Below are 16,608 nucleotides of genomic sequence, written 5' to 3'. Positions count from 1 at the left end.
GGCAGCAGAACGACCACCTCTTCCCATCCATCAGGAACAACCCATGAAATCCATCTGCGTCTATTGCGGCTCCAACCCCGGTGCCAAGCCCGTCTATGTCGAACGCGCCACCGAACTGGGCAAGCGCATCGCCAACGAAGGCCTGCGCCTGGTCTATGGCGGCGGCCGCACCGGTCTGATGGGCGCGGTGGCTGATGGCGTGCTGGCGGCCGGCGGCGAAGTCACCGGCGTGATCCCGCAGCACCTGGTGGACATGGAAGTGGCGCACAAGGGCGTTACCTCACTGGAAATCGTCGGCTCCATGCATGAGCGCAAGTCGCGCATGTTCGACCTGTCCGATGCCTTCGTCGCCCTGCCCGGCGGCTTTGGCACCGCCGAGGAGATCTTCGAGATGCTGACTTGGCGCCAGCTCGGCATCGGCCACAAGCCCTGCGCCTTCCTCGACATCGACGGCTTCTACCAGCCGCTGATCGGCATGATCGACACCATGGTCAGCGAGCGCTTCCTGCACCCGGAGCAGCGCGAGGACCTGTGGTACGGCGAAGACCCGACGCAGATGCTGGAATGGATGCGCAACTACTCGCCGGCGCAGGCCGACAAGTGGTTCGACGAGAAGAAACGCAACGCGCTGCGTTGATGAACCGCCGAGCTTTTGAGGGAGCGGCGTAAGCCCCGAAGCTCGTAGACCATGCAGGTCGCATACATTCCGCGCTCAAGAGCAAACGCGCATCGTGCAATTGCAACTGATACGCACCGGATGGATTGGTGGCTTCGCGGCTTGCGTCGCTCCTACAACCCTGCAGCCTTCCTGCGCTGCAGGCTCTGCTCGCACGGCGCCGGGTAGCCCAACAAGTAGCCCTGGCCGAAGTTGCAACCGAGCTCCTTGAGCGTCTGCAACTGGCGTTCGTCCTCTATGCCCTCGCCTATCGTCTCGATGCCCAGCGTGCGTGCCAGCGACAGCACGCCCTGCACCAGGGCCAGCGTGCTGCTGCTTCCCTCATCGTGCAGGCCAGCGACAAAGCTACGGTCCACTTTCAATGCACTGATCGGGAACCGATGCAGATAGGACAGCGCCGAATAGCCGGTGCCGAAGTCATCCAGCTGCACCACAACACCGCGTTCGCGCAGCTGGTGCAGGGCACGCAAGGTACGTGGCTCGTCGTCCAGCAAGGCCATCTCGGTTATCTCCACGCGCAGCCGCGCAGGGTCCGCACCCGCCGCATCCAGCATTCCCAGCAGGCGTGGCGCGAACTCAACCGAACGGAAGTGACGAGGCGAGACATTCACCGAGATATAGCCGACAGACGACGCCGCCATGTCCTCCATCACCTGCTCATAGATCTGCCAGTCCACCTGTTCGATCAGGCCACTTTCCTCACCCAGTGACAGGAACTGGCCAGGCAGCAACACGCCGCGACGCTCATGCTGCCAACGCAGAAGCGCCTCATGGCCAACCACCCGTCCATCGAGCAGGCAGACGATGGGCTGGTAATAAGGCAGGAAATCACGCTTCTTGATCGCCCGGCGCAAGTCCGCTTCCAGTTCCAGGCTGCGCATGGCTTCGTCGTGCATCGCGCCGTCGAACATCACGCAGCGGTCCTGGCCCTTGAGCTTGGCGCGGTACATGGCCGCATCCGCATCACGCAGCAGATCCGCGCCAGAGGTGTAGCGCGCATCCCACACTGCGATACCAATGCTTCCCGACGGGAACAACTCGCGCCCGTCCACCCACATCGGTGCTTCCAGCGCCTTGAGCAGGCGTCGGCCCAGATCCATCGCCGCCGTCGAACCGCGGTCGGAGTGCACCAGCAACGCAAACTCATCGCCGCCCAGTCGCGCCACCACATCCTCGCCGCGGACCAGGCCAACCAGGCGCCGTGCCACTTCGACCAGCATCTGGTCGCCGGCTGCATGGCCGATACTGTCATTGACCCATTTGAAGCGATCCAGATCGAGGAACAGCAACGCGAAGTGCGGGGCAATACCGAGTTCCGCATTCTCGATGGCGCGCTCCAGGCGATCCTGCAGATGCAGCCGGTTTGGCAGGCCGGTCAGCACGTCGTGCATGGCCAGATGGGTCAGGCGCTGCTCGGCGCGCATGCGTTCGCCAATCTGCCCCAGCAATTTCTGGTTCACCTCGCCAAGCTCGCGGGTACGCTCGGTCACCCGCAGCTCAAGGTCGGCATGGGCCTGCACCAAGCGCTGCTGGTCACGCTGGCGGGCTAGGCTGTTGCCGATGGTACGGGCGACAAACACCAACAGGCGCTGGTCATCCGCGCTGAACACCACCTGCGGGTTGTAGCTCTGTACGGCGATGACCCCGACCACTTCCTCGTCACTGAACAGCGGTACGCCCAACCAGCATTGCGACTTGGCACCAAATTCCTTCAAGGTCCCCGCGGCAATCAACGTGTCGATGTCCGCCCGCGTCAACAACACCGGCTCGCGGCGCTGCAGCGCATACTCGGTCAAGCCGTCACTGAAGACGCGCGAAGCGCGCTCGCGGTTGAAGCGGTCAACCGAATAGACGAACTCGATGCCCGCAGCGTCCTCGGTCACCATTGCCACGTAGAAATTGCTGGCATCCAGCAGGCGGCCGATGATCTCGTGCACCTGCGTATAGAACTCGCCGGTAGTCTTGCCGCTCAGTGCCAGTTCGGAAATATTGAACAGCGCCGCCTGCAGCAACTCCGCGCGCCGCCGCTCGATGATCTCGCCTTGCAGGTGGTTGTTAATGCGTTCCAGATCCTGGGTACGCTGCCAGACGCGTTGTTCCAGCTGTGCATGCGCCTGATGGCGATCCATGGCGGTAAGGATGTGCTTGGCAACGAAGTTCAACAATGCGAGCTCTTCCTCGCCGTAGCACGCATTGGCGACGTAGCTTTGCACCACGATCGCCCCGCAAACGCGGTTGTCGCGCCACATCGGCACGCCCAACCAGTCGGTGCTCTCCACACCCTCCGACACCTCGCAGGGGTGTTCCAGGTATTTGGCCAGTTCACGCGAGGGTCCACTCAGCGCCCGCCCATTGCGCAGTACTGCGAAGGTCAGGCTGGCCGGCATTTCCTCATAGCGATAGCGGCGACCCGGCTCAGGCAGATAGCTGTCATGGGTGTCGACGAAGTACAGAAACTCCAGGCTCTGCTGCTCCTCATCGCACTCGACGATGTAGCAGTTCTCGGCGTACATCAGCGAACCGAGGATGCGATGGAAATGCGCCATCATCTCCGTCATGGCCAGGTCCGCACCTGCCAGGTCGGCGATCTCGAACAAGGCCTTCTGCAGCTGTTTGGAGCGCTGCAGTTCGTCTATCTGCCGGCGTTGGCGCATCAGCTCCATGGCTGATCCGATCATCATCCGCACCGCGCCCTGCCAGGCTCTGCGGTCCACCGCAGGCAGCGCCGGTCCGGCGTCGATCAGCAATACGCACTCGGCCCCATCGTCACCACGCCATTCCAGCGTTTGGCAGCCGGGAGGCAGGCCTGCAGCCTTTCCCATCAGCCGCCCGCGCGCCAGTTGGCGTAGGTCGACGGCAGATTCCGGGACGCTGCATCCACCCTCGCCCAGCACCCCGTCGCGCCACGCCAGCGCAACGGGGCTGGCGTGGTGCAACAAACCCTGCAATGTCGCCACCGCTTGGGTGACCGGCGAAAATGAATCGGCGCGCGGCGCTTCAATCCGCGCGTCAAGCTCGCTATACGACATGTATCCGTTCTCTCTGGGTCCCGGTGTGCCGGAACTCCCCCCTGATCCCGCAGCATACCTTTCACAGCGGTCAAGGGCAGTGCGTTCCAGAAAAAAGATTGGTTTTCACATAAATGAATATGCCTTGGCAGGGACTGCTGCGGAGCTAGGCAGAAACCCAACCAGCCACTACGCTTGCCGGGTGGATACCGCTGTCCAGACCCCTACCGATGAAGTGCTGATGTTGGCCTATGCCGACGGTGACAGCGATGCGTTCTCCGAGCTCTATGCCCGGCACCGCGCGCGGCTGTTCCACTATCTGCTCGGCCAGCTGCGTGACCGGCCGTTGGCCGAGGAGCTGTTCCAGGACGTCTGGCAGAAGATGATCAACGCCCGCGCCGGCTGGAAGCCCGATGCGGCCTTCGCCACCTGGCTGTTCCGGATCGCCCACAACCGCCTGAACGACCACTGGCGCGCCGCCCGTCATCGCCCTGCAGCACCCGAAGATGCCGACGAGCGCACCGCACGCCTGGCCGACAATTGCACTCCCGAGTTGCTGGCCGACGAACACGCCCAGCGCCTGCAGCTGCGCCAGGCCTTGGCCGAGCTGCCACCCGAACAACAGGAAGTCGTGATCCTGCGACTGGAACAGGAACTCAGCCTGGAGGAGATCGGGCAGATCACCGGCGTTGGCCGGGAAACCGTCAAATCGCGGCTGCGCTATGCGATGGACAAGCTGCGCGCGAGGTTGAGCGAATGAACATCCCCGACATGCTGACCCCCGAAGAGCGCGAGCTGGCCCGCCTGCTCGGCCGTCCCGGCGCCGGCGCGGCCACCCCCAGCGCGCAGCTCGATGCGCGGATCATGGACTTGGCCCGCGCCAAGCCGCAGACGCAGCCTCAGTCAGAACAACTCCAAGCAGACACCAAGACCCAGCAGCGCACCACGGCTTCCGCCAGCCAGCCATCCGTATCGCAGCGCCGCGGCTGGGGTCGTCGGCGCGGGCTGGTCTCTTCACTGGCCGTGGCCGCGTCACTGGTATTGGTGGTAGGCCTGGCCTGGCACCTGCGCCCGCTGACACCGCCGCAACCGGCGATGCAACACGCCGATATGTCCGCGCCCGCGACGGAACCAATGGCCGCTGACATTGCCGCTGCCGAGGTCGCGGCGGCACCTGCAAGCCCAGCCCCGGCCCAAGCTGCCGAGGATGCCGCCGCGGCGGCGGCTTTGCCGCAGGACCGATCCGGCGTCAACGCGAAGGCGTCCAGCGCTGGCGCCGCGCAGCCACATGCTGCGCACAAGGACAAAGCCATCGGCATCGAGCAGCCCGCCACCGGCAATACAGGGCAATCGCCCCGCGCCTTCTCCGCTGCACCGGTCATTGTCCCGCCCGCCCCGCCTGCCCCTCCAGCGCCCGTGATGGCTCCGGCACCGATGGCTGCACCTGTTCAAGCCGAACAGGCCAGCTCCGCCGACGCCTCACAGGACAACGTCTATCTGAGCGAAACGGCACCCGCTCCCGCACGTGCTGCATCCCGCCGGCCAGCACCTACTGGCGCCGCTCCGATTCCGCATGCTGGCGCCAAGACAGTCAGCAAGGCGGCGGAGGCACGCCGCCAACGCGCAGCGACCATCGCTGCCGACAGCACCCCGGACATCGAGGCCGATGCCATGCTGTCGCGCCATCAGTGGATCAAGCGTATCCGCGAGCGCGAACAGGCCGGCGACCTGGAGGGTGCAAAGGCAAGCCTGCGCCGTTTCGCCCACGACTACCCGGAAGCGCGCATTCCGCGTGACCTGCGGCCGCTGCTCAGGGATTGAGCCGCATCCGCTACAGCTTTGCGGCGCTGCCACTAGAATGACCGCAATGCTCGACACTCTCGCCGCACCCACCAGCCACCAGCTGGACATCAAACACAGTCGCTTCCTTGCCCAGGCAGCGCCGATCAGCGATGCCGCCGCAGCGCTGGCATTCATCCAATCGGTATCGGATGTCGACGCCACCCACAACTGCTGGGCCTACCGGCACGGCAATGACTATCGCTCCAGTGACGACGGCGAGCCGGCAGGTACCGCTGGACGCCCGATTCTCGCAGCGATAGACGGTCAGGGTTATGACCGCATCGCTGTAGTGGTGACACGCTGGTATGGCGGCATCAAACTCGGCGCCGGCGGCCTGGTTCGTGCCTATGGCGGCACTGCCGCCGAATGCCTGCGACTGGCCCAGCGCCTCCCGCTGGTGCCCATGACCGAACGCATCCTGCAATGCGGCTTCGAGGACATGGGCATCGTGCATACCCTGCTCGGCAGCGCCGGCGCCGAGAAACTTGAAGAACACTTCCTGCCCGAGGGCCTGCGCCTGCACGTGCGCCTGCCGGCAGACCAGATCGATGCGCTGGCCCTGCGCCTGCGCGACGCTACCCGCGACCGTCTACGCCTGAGCGAACCTGTCGACCATGACTGATACATCTTCCGCACAGCCTCGCAAGTTGCAGAAACTTGGCAGCCTGAAAACCCTGTGGCCGTTCGTTCGCCGTCACAGCGGCCTGTTCACGGCTTGGCTGATCGCATTGGCGGTGTCATCGACGGCGACACTCAGCCTGCCGATGGCGGTCAAACAGATGATCGACCATGGCTTCTCCGGCGGCGGCGAGATCAACCGCGCCTTCATGCTGCTGTTCATTGTCGCGGTTGTGCTGGCACTGGCCACTGCCGCACGCTTTTTCTTTGTCTCCTTGCTGGGCGAGAAGGTCGTGGCCGACCTGCGCGGCAGGCTCTATGCCCACCTGATCGGCCTGGACGCCGGCTTCCACGACCGTACCCGCAGCGGCGAGCTGGTCTCACGCCTGACCGCCGACAGCGAGCTCCTGCGCAGTGTGATCGGCTCGACCATGTCGGTGGCACTGCGCAGCAGCGTTACCGTGGTTGGCGCGATGGTCATGCTGTTCGTTACCAGCCCGCGCCTGGCGGTGTACTCGTTGATCGGCATCCCGTTGGCCGTGCTGCCGATCGTGCTCGGCGCACGGCAGCTGCAGAAGATCTCCCGCGCCAGCCAGGACCGCGTCGCCGATGCCAATGCGCTGGCGGCAGAAACGCTGGGCGCGGTGCGTACCGTGCAGGCGCATGCGCGCGAACCCTACGAACGCGGCCGCTTCGAGGCCGCACTGGATGTCTCCGTGGCCACCGCGAAGCGCCGCATCCGCACCCAGTCCTTCGTCACCGCCATCGCCATCGTGCTGGTGTTCGGCGCCATCGTTGCGGTGCTGTGGTCGGGGGCGCACGACGTCGTCGACGGCCGCATGACGGCAGGTACGCTGGGCCAGTTCGTGCTGTACGCCTTGATCGGCGGTGGCTCGGTCGGCGCCCTGGCCGAAGTCTGGAACGAACTGCAGCGCGCCTCCGGCGGCATGGGCCGTATTGGTGAGCTGCTGGCGGAGAGTCCGCAGATCACCGCACCCGCAAAGCCGCAATCGCTGCCCTCGCCGGTTCGCGGCGAAATCCGCTTCGAGCATGTGTCGTTCCATTACCCGCAGCGCCCGGATAATCCGGCGCTGGATGACTTCAGCCTGACCGTGGCGCCGGGCGAAACCGTGGCCCTGGTCGGCCCATCGGGCGCCGGCAAAAGCACCGTGCTGTCGCTGCTGCTGCGCTTCCATGATCCGGACAGCGGTAATCTGCGTCTGGACGGCGTCGACCTGCGCGAGCTGGATCCGGCACAGCTGCGCCAGAGCATTGCGCTGGTGCCACAACAGCCGGCCCTGTTTGCCGCCAGCGCCGCCGACAACATCCGCTACGGCCGTCTCGAGGCCAGCGACGAGGAAGTTCGCGCCGCCGCGCGCTCGGCCGAGGCCGACGATTTCCTGATGCAATTGCCGGAAGGCTATGCCAGCGACCTGGGCGAACGTGGCGCACGCCTGTCCGGCGGCCAGCAGCAGCGCGTGGCCATTGCCCGCGCCCTGCTCAAGGACGCACCGGTGCTGCTGCTGGACGAAGCAACCAGTGCGCTGGACGCGCAGAGTGAGCGCGCCGTGCAGCAGGCACTGGAGCGGTTGATGGCAGGCCGCACCACGCTGGTGATCGCCCATCGGCTGGCAACGGTATTGAAGGCCGACCGCATCGTGGTGATGGACCACGGCCGCATCGTCGCACAGGGCACGCATGCTGAACTGTTGGCACAGGACGGCCTGTATGCAGAACTGGCGCGCCTGCAGTTCATAGATTGAGAACGCTGCGGTAACGCAAGGCTAACAAGCACGGCGGCAAGCTCAGGGCGTGGCAGCCCTGCCACTGGCACCGCCCTGGAGGCAAGCAATGGCGTTCAGACAGTTTCCAGCAACCACGCGCGATGGCGAGAGCTGCATCGTCATCGAGTTTCTTGATGAACCCAGCAGCCCCGAGACCGGCAAGACGAACCGGCCGCCCCGCTATGAGCTTGCCGACGGTCGACCGCTGCTGCGTCGTGGCAGCAACCTGTTCAGTGCCGATGGCGAAGTCAGTCTGTCGATGAACCAGCCCTACCGCGCCTGACTTCCTGCTCCTGCAGCGCGCCGTGAGCATTGCCGGCGCGCATCAGGAAGCCCCGCTGTTCGCTGGCCGGGTAATTCTGAATACGCTTTGCCCATCCGGCCTGCGGCTGATCAATTTTTCACCAACCATCTTGACAGCCTTGTGCCCCAAGGGATGTCAGTGATTATCCACATGCTTGCACACACGTCGCTGTGGATTAAGTCGCAGCCAATGAGACGCCAATAGGTTGCGCCCCCTCCCTTTTGCGCAGCAAAGGAGAGGGTTGGGGAGGGGGGCTTTTGGGCTGTTGCAGATACAGTAGCTCTTGCTGCTGTTGGCTCATGAGCTTCGCGGCTTACGCCGCTCCCACAGCTTCCATACTGCTGCAGGCTTAGCGCTCCAGCACGCGACCTATGCCACTGCTGTTGATCTCGTCGCTGGCCGCTGAAATCACATCGGCCGCGTAGGCCTGCACAAAGCCCATGCGGAAGTGGACCTCACCGCCAGGCGTGCGCGAGGAATGAATCGAGGCCAGGCTGATGCCATGCCGCTCAAACACATGCAGCAGCTCACGCAAGGAGCCGGCGCGATCCTCCGGCAGATGCACACTCATCGCGCTCTGGTCAGTCAGATCCGCCAGCAGGTAACCCACCCGCTCGAAGCTGTAGTTGCCATCGCGCAAGGTCTGCTCATCCACCGCTGCCTTGTTGTCAGCCAGATACTGGCTACGGAACAGCGCTCGCGCGGCATCATCGCCCTGCCCCACCAGGCCACGCAGCTGCTGCAGCTGCTGCAGCAGCTGATCCAGTACTTCGCCGGCATGCGGATTGCCGAACTGGATGTCTTCATAGATCGCCGGGTTCAACGACAGGATGCGCGAGATCACCGCCGCATCCAGTTCAAATGCAGCCGAGCGATACGGCATCAATTCGCTCAGCGAGCCCAGCATCGGCGCATATTCGCGCAGCACACCGGCCTGAGCCAGATGCGTGGCATGCACCATCGCCTGCACCAGCGCCATTACCCGGTCGTGATGCTCGGCTGTCCCGCGCACGCATTCGGCCTGCAAGGCGATGCACAGCTCGTCCAGCCACGCCTGCCAACGTGCATCCAGCCGCGCTTCGCAGACCACCATCACCCTGCCCTTCAAGGTCGGTGCCTTGGGCGGCGCGGTCATCGGATGCAGGCCAGCGACCGACGCCTGCGACTCCAGCATCGCCGCCACCGGCTCCGCTTTGATCGAGGTGACATCCAGCCACAGTTTGCCGCGCTCACGCCCGGCCGATTGCCTGATGTACTCGCGGATCAATGCGGGCGTGTGCCGGATCGGCGCCGAAAACAGCAGCACATCGGCCTGTTCCAGCAATTGCTCCGGGGTCTGCGAGCCGGCATCGACCGGATCGTGGCCGATGACCTGCAAGCCCATGCGCGATTCGAAGAAGCCACGCAGCCAGCGTCCAAAGGCACCGCCACTACCGACGATGCCGATGACTGGACGCAGACTCACGCCAGACGCTCGGCGCGGAAGCGGTACGGCGTGCCCAGCGCGGCCGGCGCTGCGGCCAGCACGTCGAATTCCTCCACGCCGGTGGCCAGGGTCGCTTCCAGCGCCGCATGCACGCCGGCAATGGCGCGCCCCACGCTGTCCTCAAAACTGTGGCCCTTGAGCAGGAACGCCACCAGCAGCGACATCAGCACATCACCGGTGCCGGCCACGTCCACCGGCAGGTGCGGCGAGGTCCAGCGCCAGATCTGTTCACGGCCGATCGCCAGCGTAACCAGCTCACCGGGGTCACCCGACACCGAATGCGCGATCACCCATTCCGGGCCGCGCTCCAGCAGCTTGCGCGAGGCAGCGATGGCGTCGTCCTGCTCCAGCGCCGGCATGCCGGTCAGGCGGCCCAGTTCGAAGGCGTTGGGCGTGACCAACCAGGCGTGCGGCAACAGCCGTTCGCTGAAGATCGTCTCCAGCCCCGGCTCAACGTAAGGGCCGGTATGGGTGTCACCGATGACTGGATCCAGGCAGTAACGCAGGTTCGGCGATTGCGGCAGCACCTCATCCAGCCAGTCGGCAAACGCGGCGCCGTTGGCGACGCTGCCGAAGTAGCCGGATACCAACGCACCGGCGCGTTGCGGCAGGCCCCGTTCGGTCGCACCCTGCAACAGTTCCGCGAACCAGTCTGCAGGCAGCACGCGGCCGCGCAGCGTCGCGTAGAACGGCGCGTTGCTGAGCAGCGTCGTGGGAATTTCGGCTACGCGCAGGCCCAGTGCACGCAGCGGCGGCACGGCCGCACTGTTGCCGGCATGGCCGTAGACCAGCTGGGATTGCACGGAGATCACGTCCACCGGCGACGGCCCATCCGGGCGTTGCCGACGACCGTGCACGAGATGGCTATGGTCGACTTCGTTCATCGCCCTATTCTACGTCCGCAGGACGAGGCGCGAGTGCACACGCTTGCGTGCGCAACCAATAGCAGATGGCATAACGAGGTAGTGCCGAGCCATGCTCGGCAGGGGCATTACCGGGAACGCCTCTGCCGAGCATGGCTCGGCATTACAGGGGGAGCTGATGCCGAGCATGGCTCGGCATTACAGGTGGAGCTGATGCCGAGCATGGCTCGGCACTACAGGTGATGCATCAGGACTTCATGCGTTCCCAGAAACCCTTTACGCCGTCGATGAAGGTCGCCGACTTCGGCGAGTGCTTGCGCGCTTCCTCGCCTACGAAGGTGGCTTCAAACTGCTCCAGCAACTTGCGCTGCTCGGCAGTCAGGTTGACCGGGGTTTCCACCACGACACGGCAGTACAGGTCGCCTTCGGTGCGGCTGCGCACCGACTTGACGCCCTTGCCACGCAGGCGGAACAGCTTGCCGGTCTGGGTCTCGGCCGGGATGCGGATTTCCGCTTCGCCGCCCAGGGTTGCGACGCGGATCGCATCGCCCAGCGCGGCCTGCGAGATACGCACCGGTACTTCGCAGTGCAGGTCGTCACCATCGCGGGTGAAGATGGCATGCTCGCGCACGCGCACTTCCACATACAGGTCACCCGCCGGCGCACCGGCCGGGCCGGCTTCGCCCTCGCCCTGCAGGCGGATGCGGTCGCCGGTATCAACGCCTGCCGGCACCTTGACCGACAACACCTTGTCTTCCTCGACACGGCCATTGCCGTGGCAGGTCTTGCACGGCTTGCTGATGATCTGACCGCGACCGTCGCAGTTATGGCAGGCCTGCTGCATGGCGAAGATGCCGCGCTGCACGCGCACCTGGCCGCGACCGCCACAGACATTGCAGGTCTCGACCTTGCGGTCTTCCGAGCCACTGCCGTCGCAATCACCGCACTCGGCCAGGGTCGGAATCTCGATGCGGCGCTCAACGCCGGCCACCGCTTCTTCCAGGTCCAGCTCCATCACGTAGCCGATGTCGGCACCGCGACGCGGCTGGCGCGGACCGCCGCCACCTCCGCCAAAGATATTGCCGAAGATGTCGCCAAAAATGTCGTTCATGTCCGGACCACCCGGACCACCGCCACCGCCCATGCCGTGCTCGAACGCCGCATGGCCGTGGGCGTCATACATGCGCCGCTTATTGCCGTCGGACAGGGTTTCGTACGCCTCCTTGCACTCCTTGAAGGCAGCTTCGGCGGCGGCATCGCCCGGATTACGGTCCGGGTGGTGCTTCATCGCGCAACGGCGATAGGCCTTCTTCAGCTCTTCATCGGTGGCGGTGCGGGCTACGCCCAGTACTTCGTAATAATCGCGTTTCATTGGCACATGGTTTCGGAATCGGGTTGTCGGGGGTCAAGGACAGCAGCTGGATTGCAGATGCCGGAAGGGGATCCGGAACCCGGAACCGCAGTTCCGTATCCCGAATCCCCAATCACCATTCCCGGCCTTACTTCTTGTCGTCCTTGACCTCGGTGAACTCGGCGTCCACCACGTCGTCATTGGACTGGGCGCCAGCATCGGCACCCGCCGCCGGGCCCTGCTCACCGGCAGAAGCGGCAGCGAACAGCGCCTGACCGGCTTCTTCCAGCGACTTCGACTTGGCTTCGATCTGCGCCTTGTCGTCGCCCTTCATCGCGGTTTCCAGATCGGCCAGTGCCGCTTCAACCTTGCCGATCACGTCGCCGCCAACCTTGCTGCCATGCTCGGTGATGGCGCTGCGGGTGGCGTGGATCAGACCGTCGGCCTGGTTGCGGGCCTGGACCAGTTCCTGGAACTTCTTGTCTTCTTCGCGGTTGGCTTCCGCGTCGGCGACCATGCGTGCGATCTCTTCCTCGGACAGACCCGAACCGGCCTTGATCTCGACCTTCTGTTCCTTGTTGGTCTTCTTGTCCTTGGCCGACACGTGCAGGATGCCGTTGGCGTCGATGTCGAAGGACACCTCGACCTGCGGCATGCCGCGCGGTGCCGGCTCGATGCCGGACAGGTCGAACTTGGCCAGCGACTTGTTGTAACGGGCCTGCTCGCGCTCACCCTGCAGCACGTGCACGGTCACGGCCGACTGGTTGTCCTCGGCGGTCGAGAAGGTCTGCGAGGCCTTGGTCGGGATGGTGGTGTTCTTCTCGATGATCTTGGTGAACACGCCACCCATGGTCTCGATACCCAGCGACAGCGGGGTCACGTCCAGCAGCAGCACGTCCTTGACGTCGCCGCCCAGCACGCCGCCCTGGATCGCAGCACCCAGTGCCACGGCTTCGTCCGGGTTGACGTCCTTGCGCGGTTCCTTGCCGAAGAACTCGGTGACAGCCTGCTGCACCTTCGGCATGCGGGTCTGGCCGCCGACCAGGATCACTTCGCTGATGTCGCTCGAACGCAGGCCGGCGTCATTCAAGGCAACGCGGCACGGCTCGATCGACTTCTTGATCAGCTCTTCGACCAGGCTTTCCAGCTTGGCGCGGGTCAGCTTGATGTTCAGGTGCTTCGGACCGGAAGCGTCTGCAGTGACGTACGGCAGGTTCACTTCGGTCTGCTGCGCGGACGACAGCTCGATCTTGGCGCGCTCGGCGGCGTCCTTCAGGCGCTGCAGGGCCAACGGATCCTTGCGCAGGTCGATGCCCTGGTCCTTCTGGAACTCTTCAACCAGGTACTCGATGACGCGATTGTCGAAATCTTCGCCGCCCAGGAAGGTGTCACCGTTGGTGGCCAGCACTTCGAACTGCTTCTCGCCATCGACGTTGGCGATCTCGATGATCGACACGTCGAAGGTGCCGCCGCCCAGATCGTACACAACGATCTTGCGGTCCTTGTTGTCACCCTTGTCCAGGCCATAGGCCAGGGCAGCCGCGGTCGGCTCGTTGATGATGCGCTTGACGTCCAGGCCAGCAATACGGCCTGCATCCTTGGTGGCCTGGCGCTGGCTGTCGTTGAAGTAAGCCGGCACGGTGATGACCGCTTCGGTGACCTTTTCACCGAGGAAGTCTTCGGCGGTCTTCTTCATCTTTTCCAGTACGCGGGCGGAGATTTCCTGCGGTGCCATCTTCTTGGCATCGCTGGTCTGTACCCACGCGTCGCCGTTGTCATGCGCCAAGATGCCGTACGGCACGTGGGCGATGTCCTTCTGCACTTCGGCGTCGGTGAACTTGCGGCCGATCAGGCGCTTCACCGCGTAGAAGGTGTTCTTCGGGTTGGTGACGGCCTGACGCTTGGCCGAGGCACCCACCAGCACTTCGCCGTCCTTGGTGTAGGCGACGATGGAGGGCGTGGTGCGGTCGCCTTCCGAGTTTTCGATGACGCGGGCCTTGCCGCCGTCCATGATCGCCACGCACGAGTTGGTGGTGCCGAGGTCGATACCAATGATCTTGCCCATGGGGGACTCCTGAGTATTCGTTTGCCGGCAGCCGCCGGGGATGAATGGGATATGGGGAAGGACCTGATGACATTCAAGTCATCCCCGGAACACTGTTTGCCGGCGACCGCGCCTGATTTAGGCAGCGGCCAGCCAGCGCGGCCGATCAGTCGGCCTGGGCCACCACAACCAGCGCCGGCCGCAGCAGGCGCTCATTGAGCAGATAGCCCTTCTGGAACACCGTCACCACCGCGCCCGGGGCCACGCCTGCCGGCGCCGGCACCTGGCTGATGGCCTGGTGATGTTCCGGATTGAAGGCCTGGCCGGCCGGGTCCAGCAGGGCCAGACCATTGTCAGCCGCCACCTTGAGCAGCTGCTTGTAGGTCAGTTCCATACCTTCGCGCAGCGGATTGGGCTCGCTGCCAGCGGCAGCCAAGCCTGCATCAAGGCTGTCGAACACCGGCAGCAGGTCGCCAAGCAGCTTCTCGTTGGCGAACTTGCGGGCCTGCTCGACGTCGCGGGCCACGCGCTTGCGCTGGTTCTCCAGGTCGGCGCGCTCGCGCAGCGATTCGGCCTTGACCTGCTCCAGCTCAGCGCGCAGCGCCTCGATCTGGTCGTGCTGCGCGTCATCACCGCCCATGGCGGCGTTCTCGGGGTCGAATTCAGTGTGCTCTTGGTTCATTTCCGGTTCCCTGACGGATGATCTGCCGTCTACCCCGCCCCGTATGTGGGCTGTACCGAAAGTTTCAAGGCTCCGGCTCACGCCATGAGACGCATTGTTCCTAATCTGGGCCCGCCATCGCCTGTCCTACATTGACCTGCCCGGTACGCGTGCTAGTTTTGCGCGGCCCCTAGACCTGCCCGCCATGCTCAGACATCTCTCGATCAAGGATTTTGCCGTTGTCCGCGCCACCGAACTGGAGTTCGGCCCTGGCATGACTGTTGTTTCCGGTGAAACCGGTGCCGGCAAGTCATTGATGGTGGACGCTTTAGGCTTCCTGTCCGGCCTGCGCGCCGACTCCGGCGTGGTCCGCCATGGCGCGGCCCGTGCCGAGCTGTCGGCCGAATTCAGCCTGGACGACGATGCCCCGGCGCGCGCCTGGCTGCGCGACAACGAGCTTGACGACGAGGAACAATGCCAGCTGCGCCGGGTGATCCGGGCAGACGGCGGCTCCCGTGCCTTCATCAATGGCCGCCCGGTACCGGTGTCGCAGCTGGCCGAATTGGCCGCTTTCCTGGTCGAGATCCACGGCCAGCACGACCAACAAGCGCTACTGTCGCGCCCCAGCCAGTTGGCCCTGCTCGATGCCTTCGCCCGCAACGAGGCCGAACGCGCCGCCGTGCGCAACGCCAGCACCCAGTGGCAGGCATTGCTGGATGAGCGCGATGCGCTATCCCAGCAAGGCGATGTCTCCGACCGCATCGGCTTTCTTGAGCACCAGCTCGGTGAGCTGCAGCGCGAAGACCTGGAGCCGGCGGCGATCGCTGCACTGGGCGCCAGCCACCGCCGCCAGGCCCATTCCACCGCCCTGATCGAAGCCTGTCAGCGCGCTGGCGGCCTGCTCAACGGCGATGAAGACGGCCCTTCGCTGCTGTCTTTACTGCAGCAGGTGCGCCACGAACTGGGCCGGGTCAGCCAGCACGACGCCCGCCTGGGTGAAGTCGATGCCATGCTCGACGCCGCTGGTATCCAATTGCACGAGGCGTTGGCCCAACTGGATCGGGTCCAGGACGACCTGGACAGCGACCCGGAAGCCTTCGAAGAGATCGAGCGCCGACTGAGCCGCCTGCACGACCTGGCCCGCAAGCACCGCGTGCCAATGGAAGAGCTCGCCGCCACCCGTGACCGCATGGAAAGCGAGCTGGAGCAGCTGCGCGGTGCCGACGAGCGCCTGGTCAAGCTGGCTGGCGAGATCGACAAGGCTGCCGCGCGCTGGCAAGCCGTAGCCGCAACCCTTTCCAGCAGCCGCCAGGCGGCCGCCAGCTCCCTGTCCGACACCACCACCGCACTGATCGGCGAGCTGGGCATGGGCGGCGGGCAATTCCTGATCGAACTGGAACCGCAGGCGCAGCTGCGCCCGGATCCGAACGGTGCCGAGCGGGTCGAGTTCCTGGTCGCCGCCAATGCTGGCCAGCCGGCGCGGGCCCTGCGCAAGGTGGCCTCGGGCGGCGAGTTGTCGCGCATTTCGCTGGCCATTGAAGTGGCCGCGCTGGGCCTGGATGCCGTACCGACAATGGTCTTCGACGAGGTAGATTCGGGCATTGGCGGCGCGATTGCCGACATTGTCGGCAAGAAGCTGCGCGCTCTCGGCGAACGCCGCCAGGTGCTATGCGTGACCCATCTCCCGCAGGTCGCTTCCAAGGGGCACAGCCACTACCGGGTAAGCAAGGCACCGGTGGAAGGCATGACCCAGAGCGCGGTTGAACTGCTGGATGCCAAGGGCCGCGAGGAAGAGCTTGCGCGCATGCTGGGCGGGGCCGAGGTCAGCAAGGAGGCGCGGGCCGCGGCGCGGAAGCTGCTGACGGAGGCCTGATTCCGTCTTGCGGTGGCGTTGGGCTTTGGCCTTTGGGCTTTGGGCGTTGGCTTTGGCTCTAAAGCCCCTCTCCCCCCTGCGGGAGAGGGGTTGGGGTG

The 16,608-nt window shown here is 64.9% G+C and carries 13 protein-coding genes; 7 read left to right on the top strand and 6 right to left on the bottom strand.

Annotated elements, in window-relative coordinates:
* Positions 1-43 precede the first annotated feature (43 nt).
* Positions 44-637 carry an LOG family protein gene (locus tag ACVOLQ_RS07750; RefSeq protein WP_313169891.1) on the top strand — a complete coding sequence of 198 codons (594 nt, stop codon included), beginning with the start codon at positions 44-46 and terminating at the stop codon, positions 635-637.
* A gap of 152 nt (positions 638-789) precedes the next feature.
* Here ACVOLQ_RS07750 and ACVOLQ_RS07745 read toward each other — a convergent pair whose 3' ends face one another.
* Entirely contained in the window at positions 790-3,705 is a 2,916-nt protein-coding gene (locus tag ACVOLQ_RS07745) for an EAL domain-containing protein (RefSeq protein ID WP_481527606.1), read from the bottom strand.
* Between the two features lie 181 nt (positions 3,706-3,886).
* Here ACVOLQ_RS07745 and ACVOLQ_RS07740 point away from each other — a divergent pair, with 181 nt between their 5' ends.
* The 5 genes from ACVOLQ_RS07740 (at position 3,887) to ACVOLQ_RS07720 (ending at position 8,211) form a co-directional block, all read left to right on the top strand.
* Complete coding sequence (locus ACVOLQ_RS07740; protein WP_313169887.1) at positions 3,887-4,444, top strand: RNA polymerase sigma factor; 558 nt, start codon at positions 3,887-3,889, stop codon at positions 4,442-4,444.
* A complete protein-coding gene (locus tag ACVOLQ_RS07735) occupies positions 4,441-5,505 on the top strand; it encodes a hypothetical protein (protein ID WP_481527605.1) in 1,065 nt (354 codons plus the stop codon). Before ACVOLQ_RS07740 ends, ACVOLQ_RS07735 begins: the two co-directional genes overlap by 4 nt.
* 46 nt (positions 5,506-5,551) lie before the next feature.
* Positions 5,552-6,148, top strand: coding sequence for an IMPACT family protein (locus tag ACVOLQ_RS07730; RefSeq protein WP_481527604.1), 597 nt, complete (start codon positions 5,552-5,554; stop codon positions 6,146-6,148).
* Entirely contained in the window at positions 6,141-7,907 is a 1,767-nt protein-coding gene (locus ACVOLQ_RS07725; protein WP_313492974.1) for an ABC transporter transmembrane domain-containing protein, read from the top strand. Before ACVOLQ_RS07730 ends, ACVOLQ_RS07725 begins: the two co-directional genes overlap by 8 nt.
* Before the next feature lie 88 nt (positions 7,908-7,995).
* On the top strand, positions 7,996-8,211 hold the full coding sequence (locus ACVOLQ_RS07720) for a hypothetical protein (protein ID WP_313169880.1): 216 nt from the start codon (positions 7,996-7,998) through the stop codon (positions 8,209-8,211).
* A 370-nt stretch (positions 8,212-8,581) separates the two neighbouring features.
* Here ACVOLQ_RS07720 and ACVOLQ_RS07715 read toward each other — a convergent pair whose 3' ends face one another.
* The 5 genes from ACVOLQ_RS07715 to grpE all read right to left on the bottom strand — a co-directional run bounded on the left by ACVOLQ_RS07715 (position 8,582) and on the right by grpE (position 14,658).
* Complete coding sequence (locus ACVOLQ_RS07715) at positions 8,582-9,697, bottom strand: prephenate dehydrogenase (RefSeq protein ID WP_481527603.1); 1,116 nt, start codon at positions 9,695-9,697, stop codon at positions 8,582-8,584.
* Entirely contained in the window at positions 9,694-10,602 is a 909-nt protein-coding gene (gene pdxY, locus ACVOLQ_RS07710) for a pyridoxal kinase (RefSeq protein ID WP_313169876.1), read from the bottom strand. Before pdxY ends, ACVOLQ_RS07715 begins: the two co-directional genes overlap by 4 nt.
* 226 nt (positions 10,603-10,828) lie before the next feature.
* Positions 10,829-11,953 carry a molecular chaperone DnaJ gene (gene dnaJ / locus ACVOLQ_RS07705; protein WP_303746657.1) on the bottom strand — a complete coding sequence of 375 codons (1,125 nt, stop codon included), beginning with the start codon at positions 11,951-11,953 and terminating at the stop codon, positions 10,829-10,831.
* A 127-nt stretch (positions 11,954-12,080) separates the two neighbouring features.
* Positions 12,081-13,997, bottom strand: coding sequence for a molecular chaperone DnaK (gene dnaK / locus ACVOLQ_RS07700; RefSeq protein WP_481527602.1), 1,917 nt, complete (start codon positions 13,995-13,997; stop codon positions 12,081-12,083).
* A gap of 145 nt (positions 13,998-14,142) precedes the next feature.
* A complete protein-coding gene (gene grpE, locus ACVOLQ_RS07695; protein ID WP_481527601.1) occupies positions 14,143-14,658 on the bottom strand; it encodes a nucleotide exchange factor GrpE in 516 nt (171 codons plus the stop codon).
* A gap of 184 nt (positions 14,659-14,842) precedes the next feature.
* Here grpE and recN point away from each other — a divergent pair, with 184 nt between their 5' ends.
* Positions 14,843-16,510: a DNA repair protein RecN gene (recN, locus tag ACVOLQ_RS07690; protein ID WP_481527600.1), complete on the top strand. Its 1,668-nt coding sequence runs from the start codon at positions 14,843-14,845 to the stop codon at positions 16,508-16,510.
* Positions 16,511-16,608: the final 98 nt, after the last annotated feature.

Source organism: Stenotrophomonas sp. STEN031, assembly GCF_056759975.1.
This window is presented reverse-complemented; position numbering and strand designations above follow the sequence as displayed.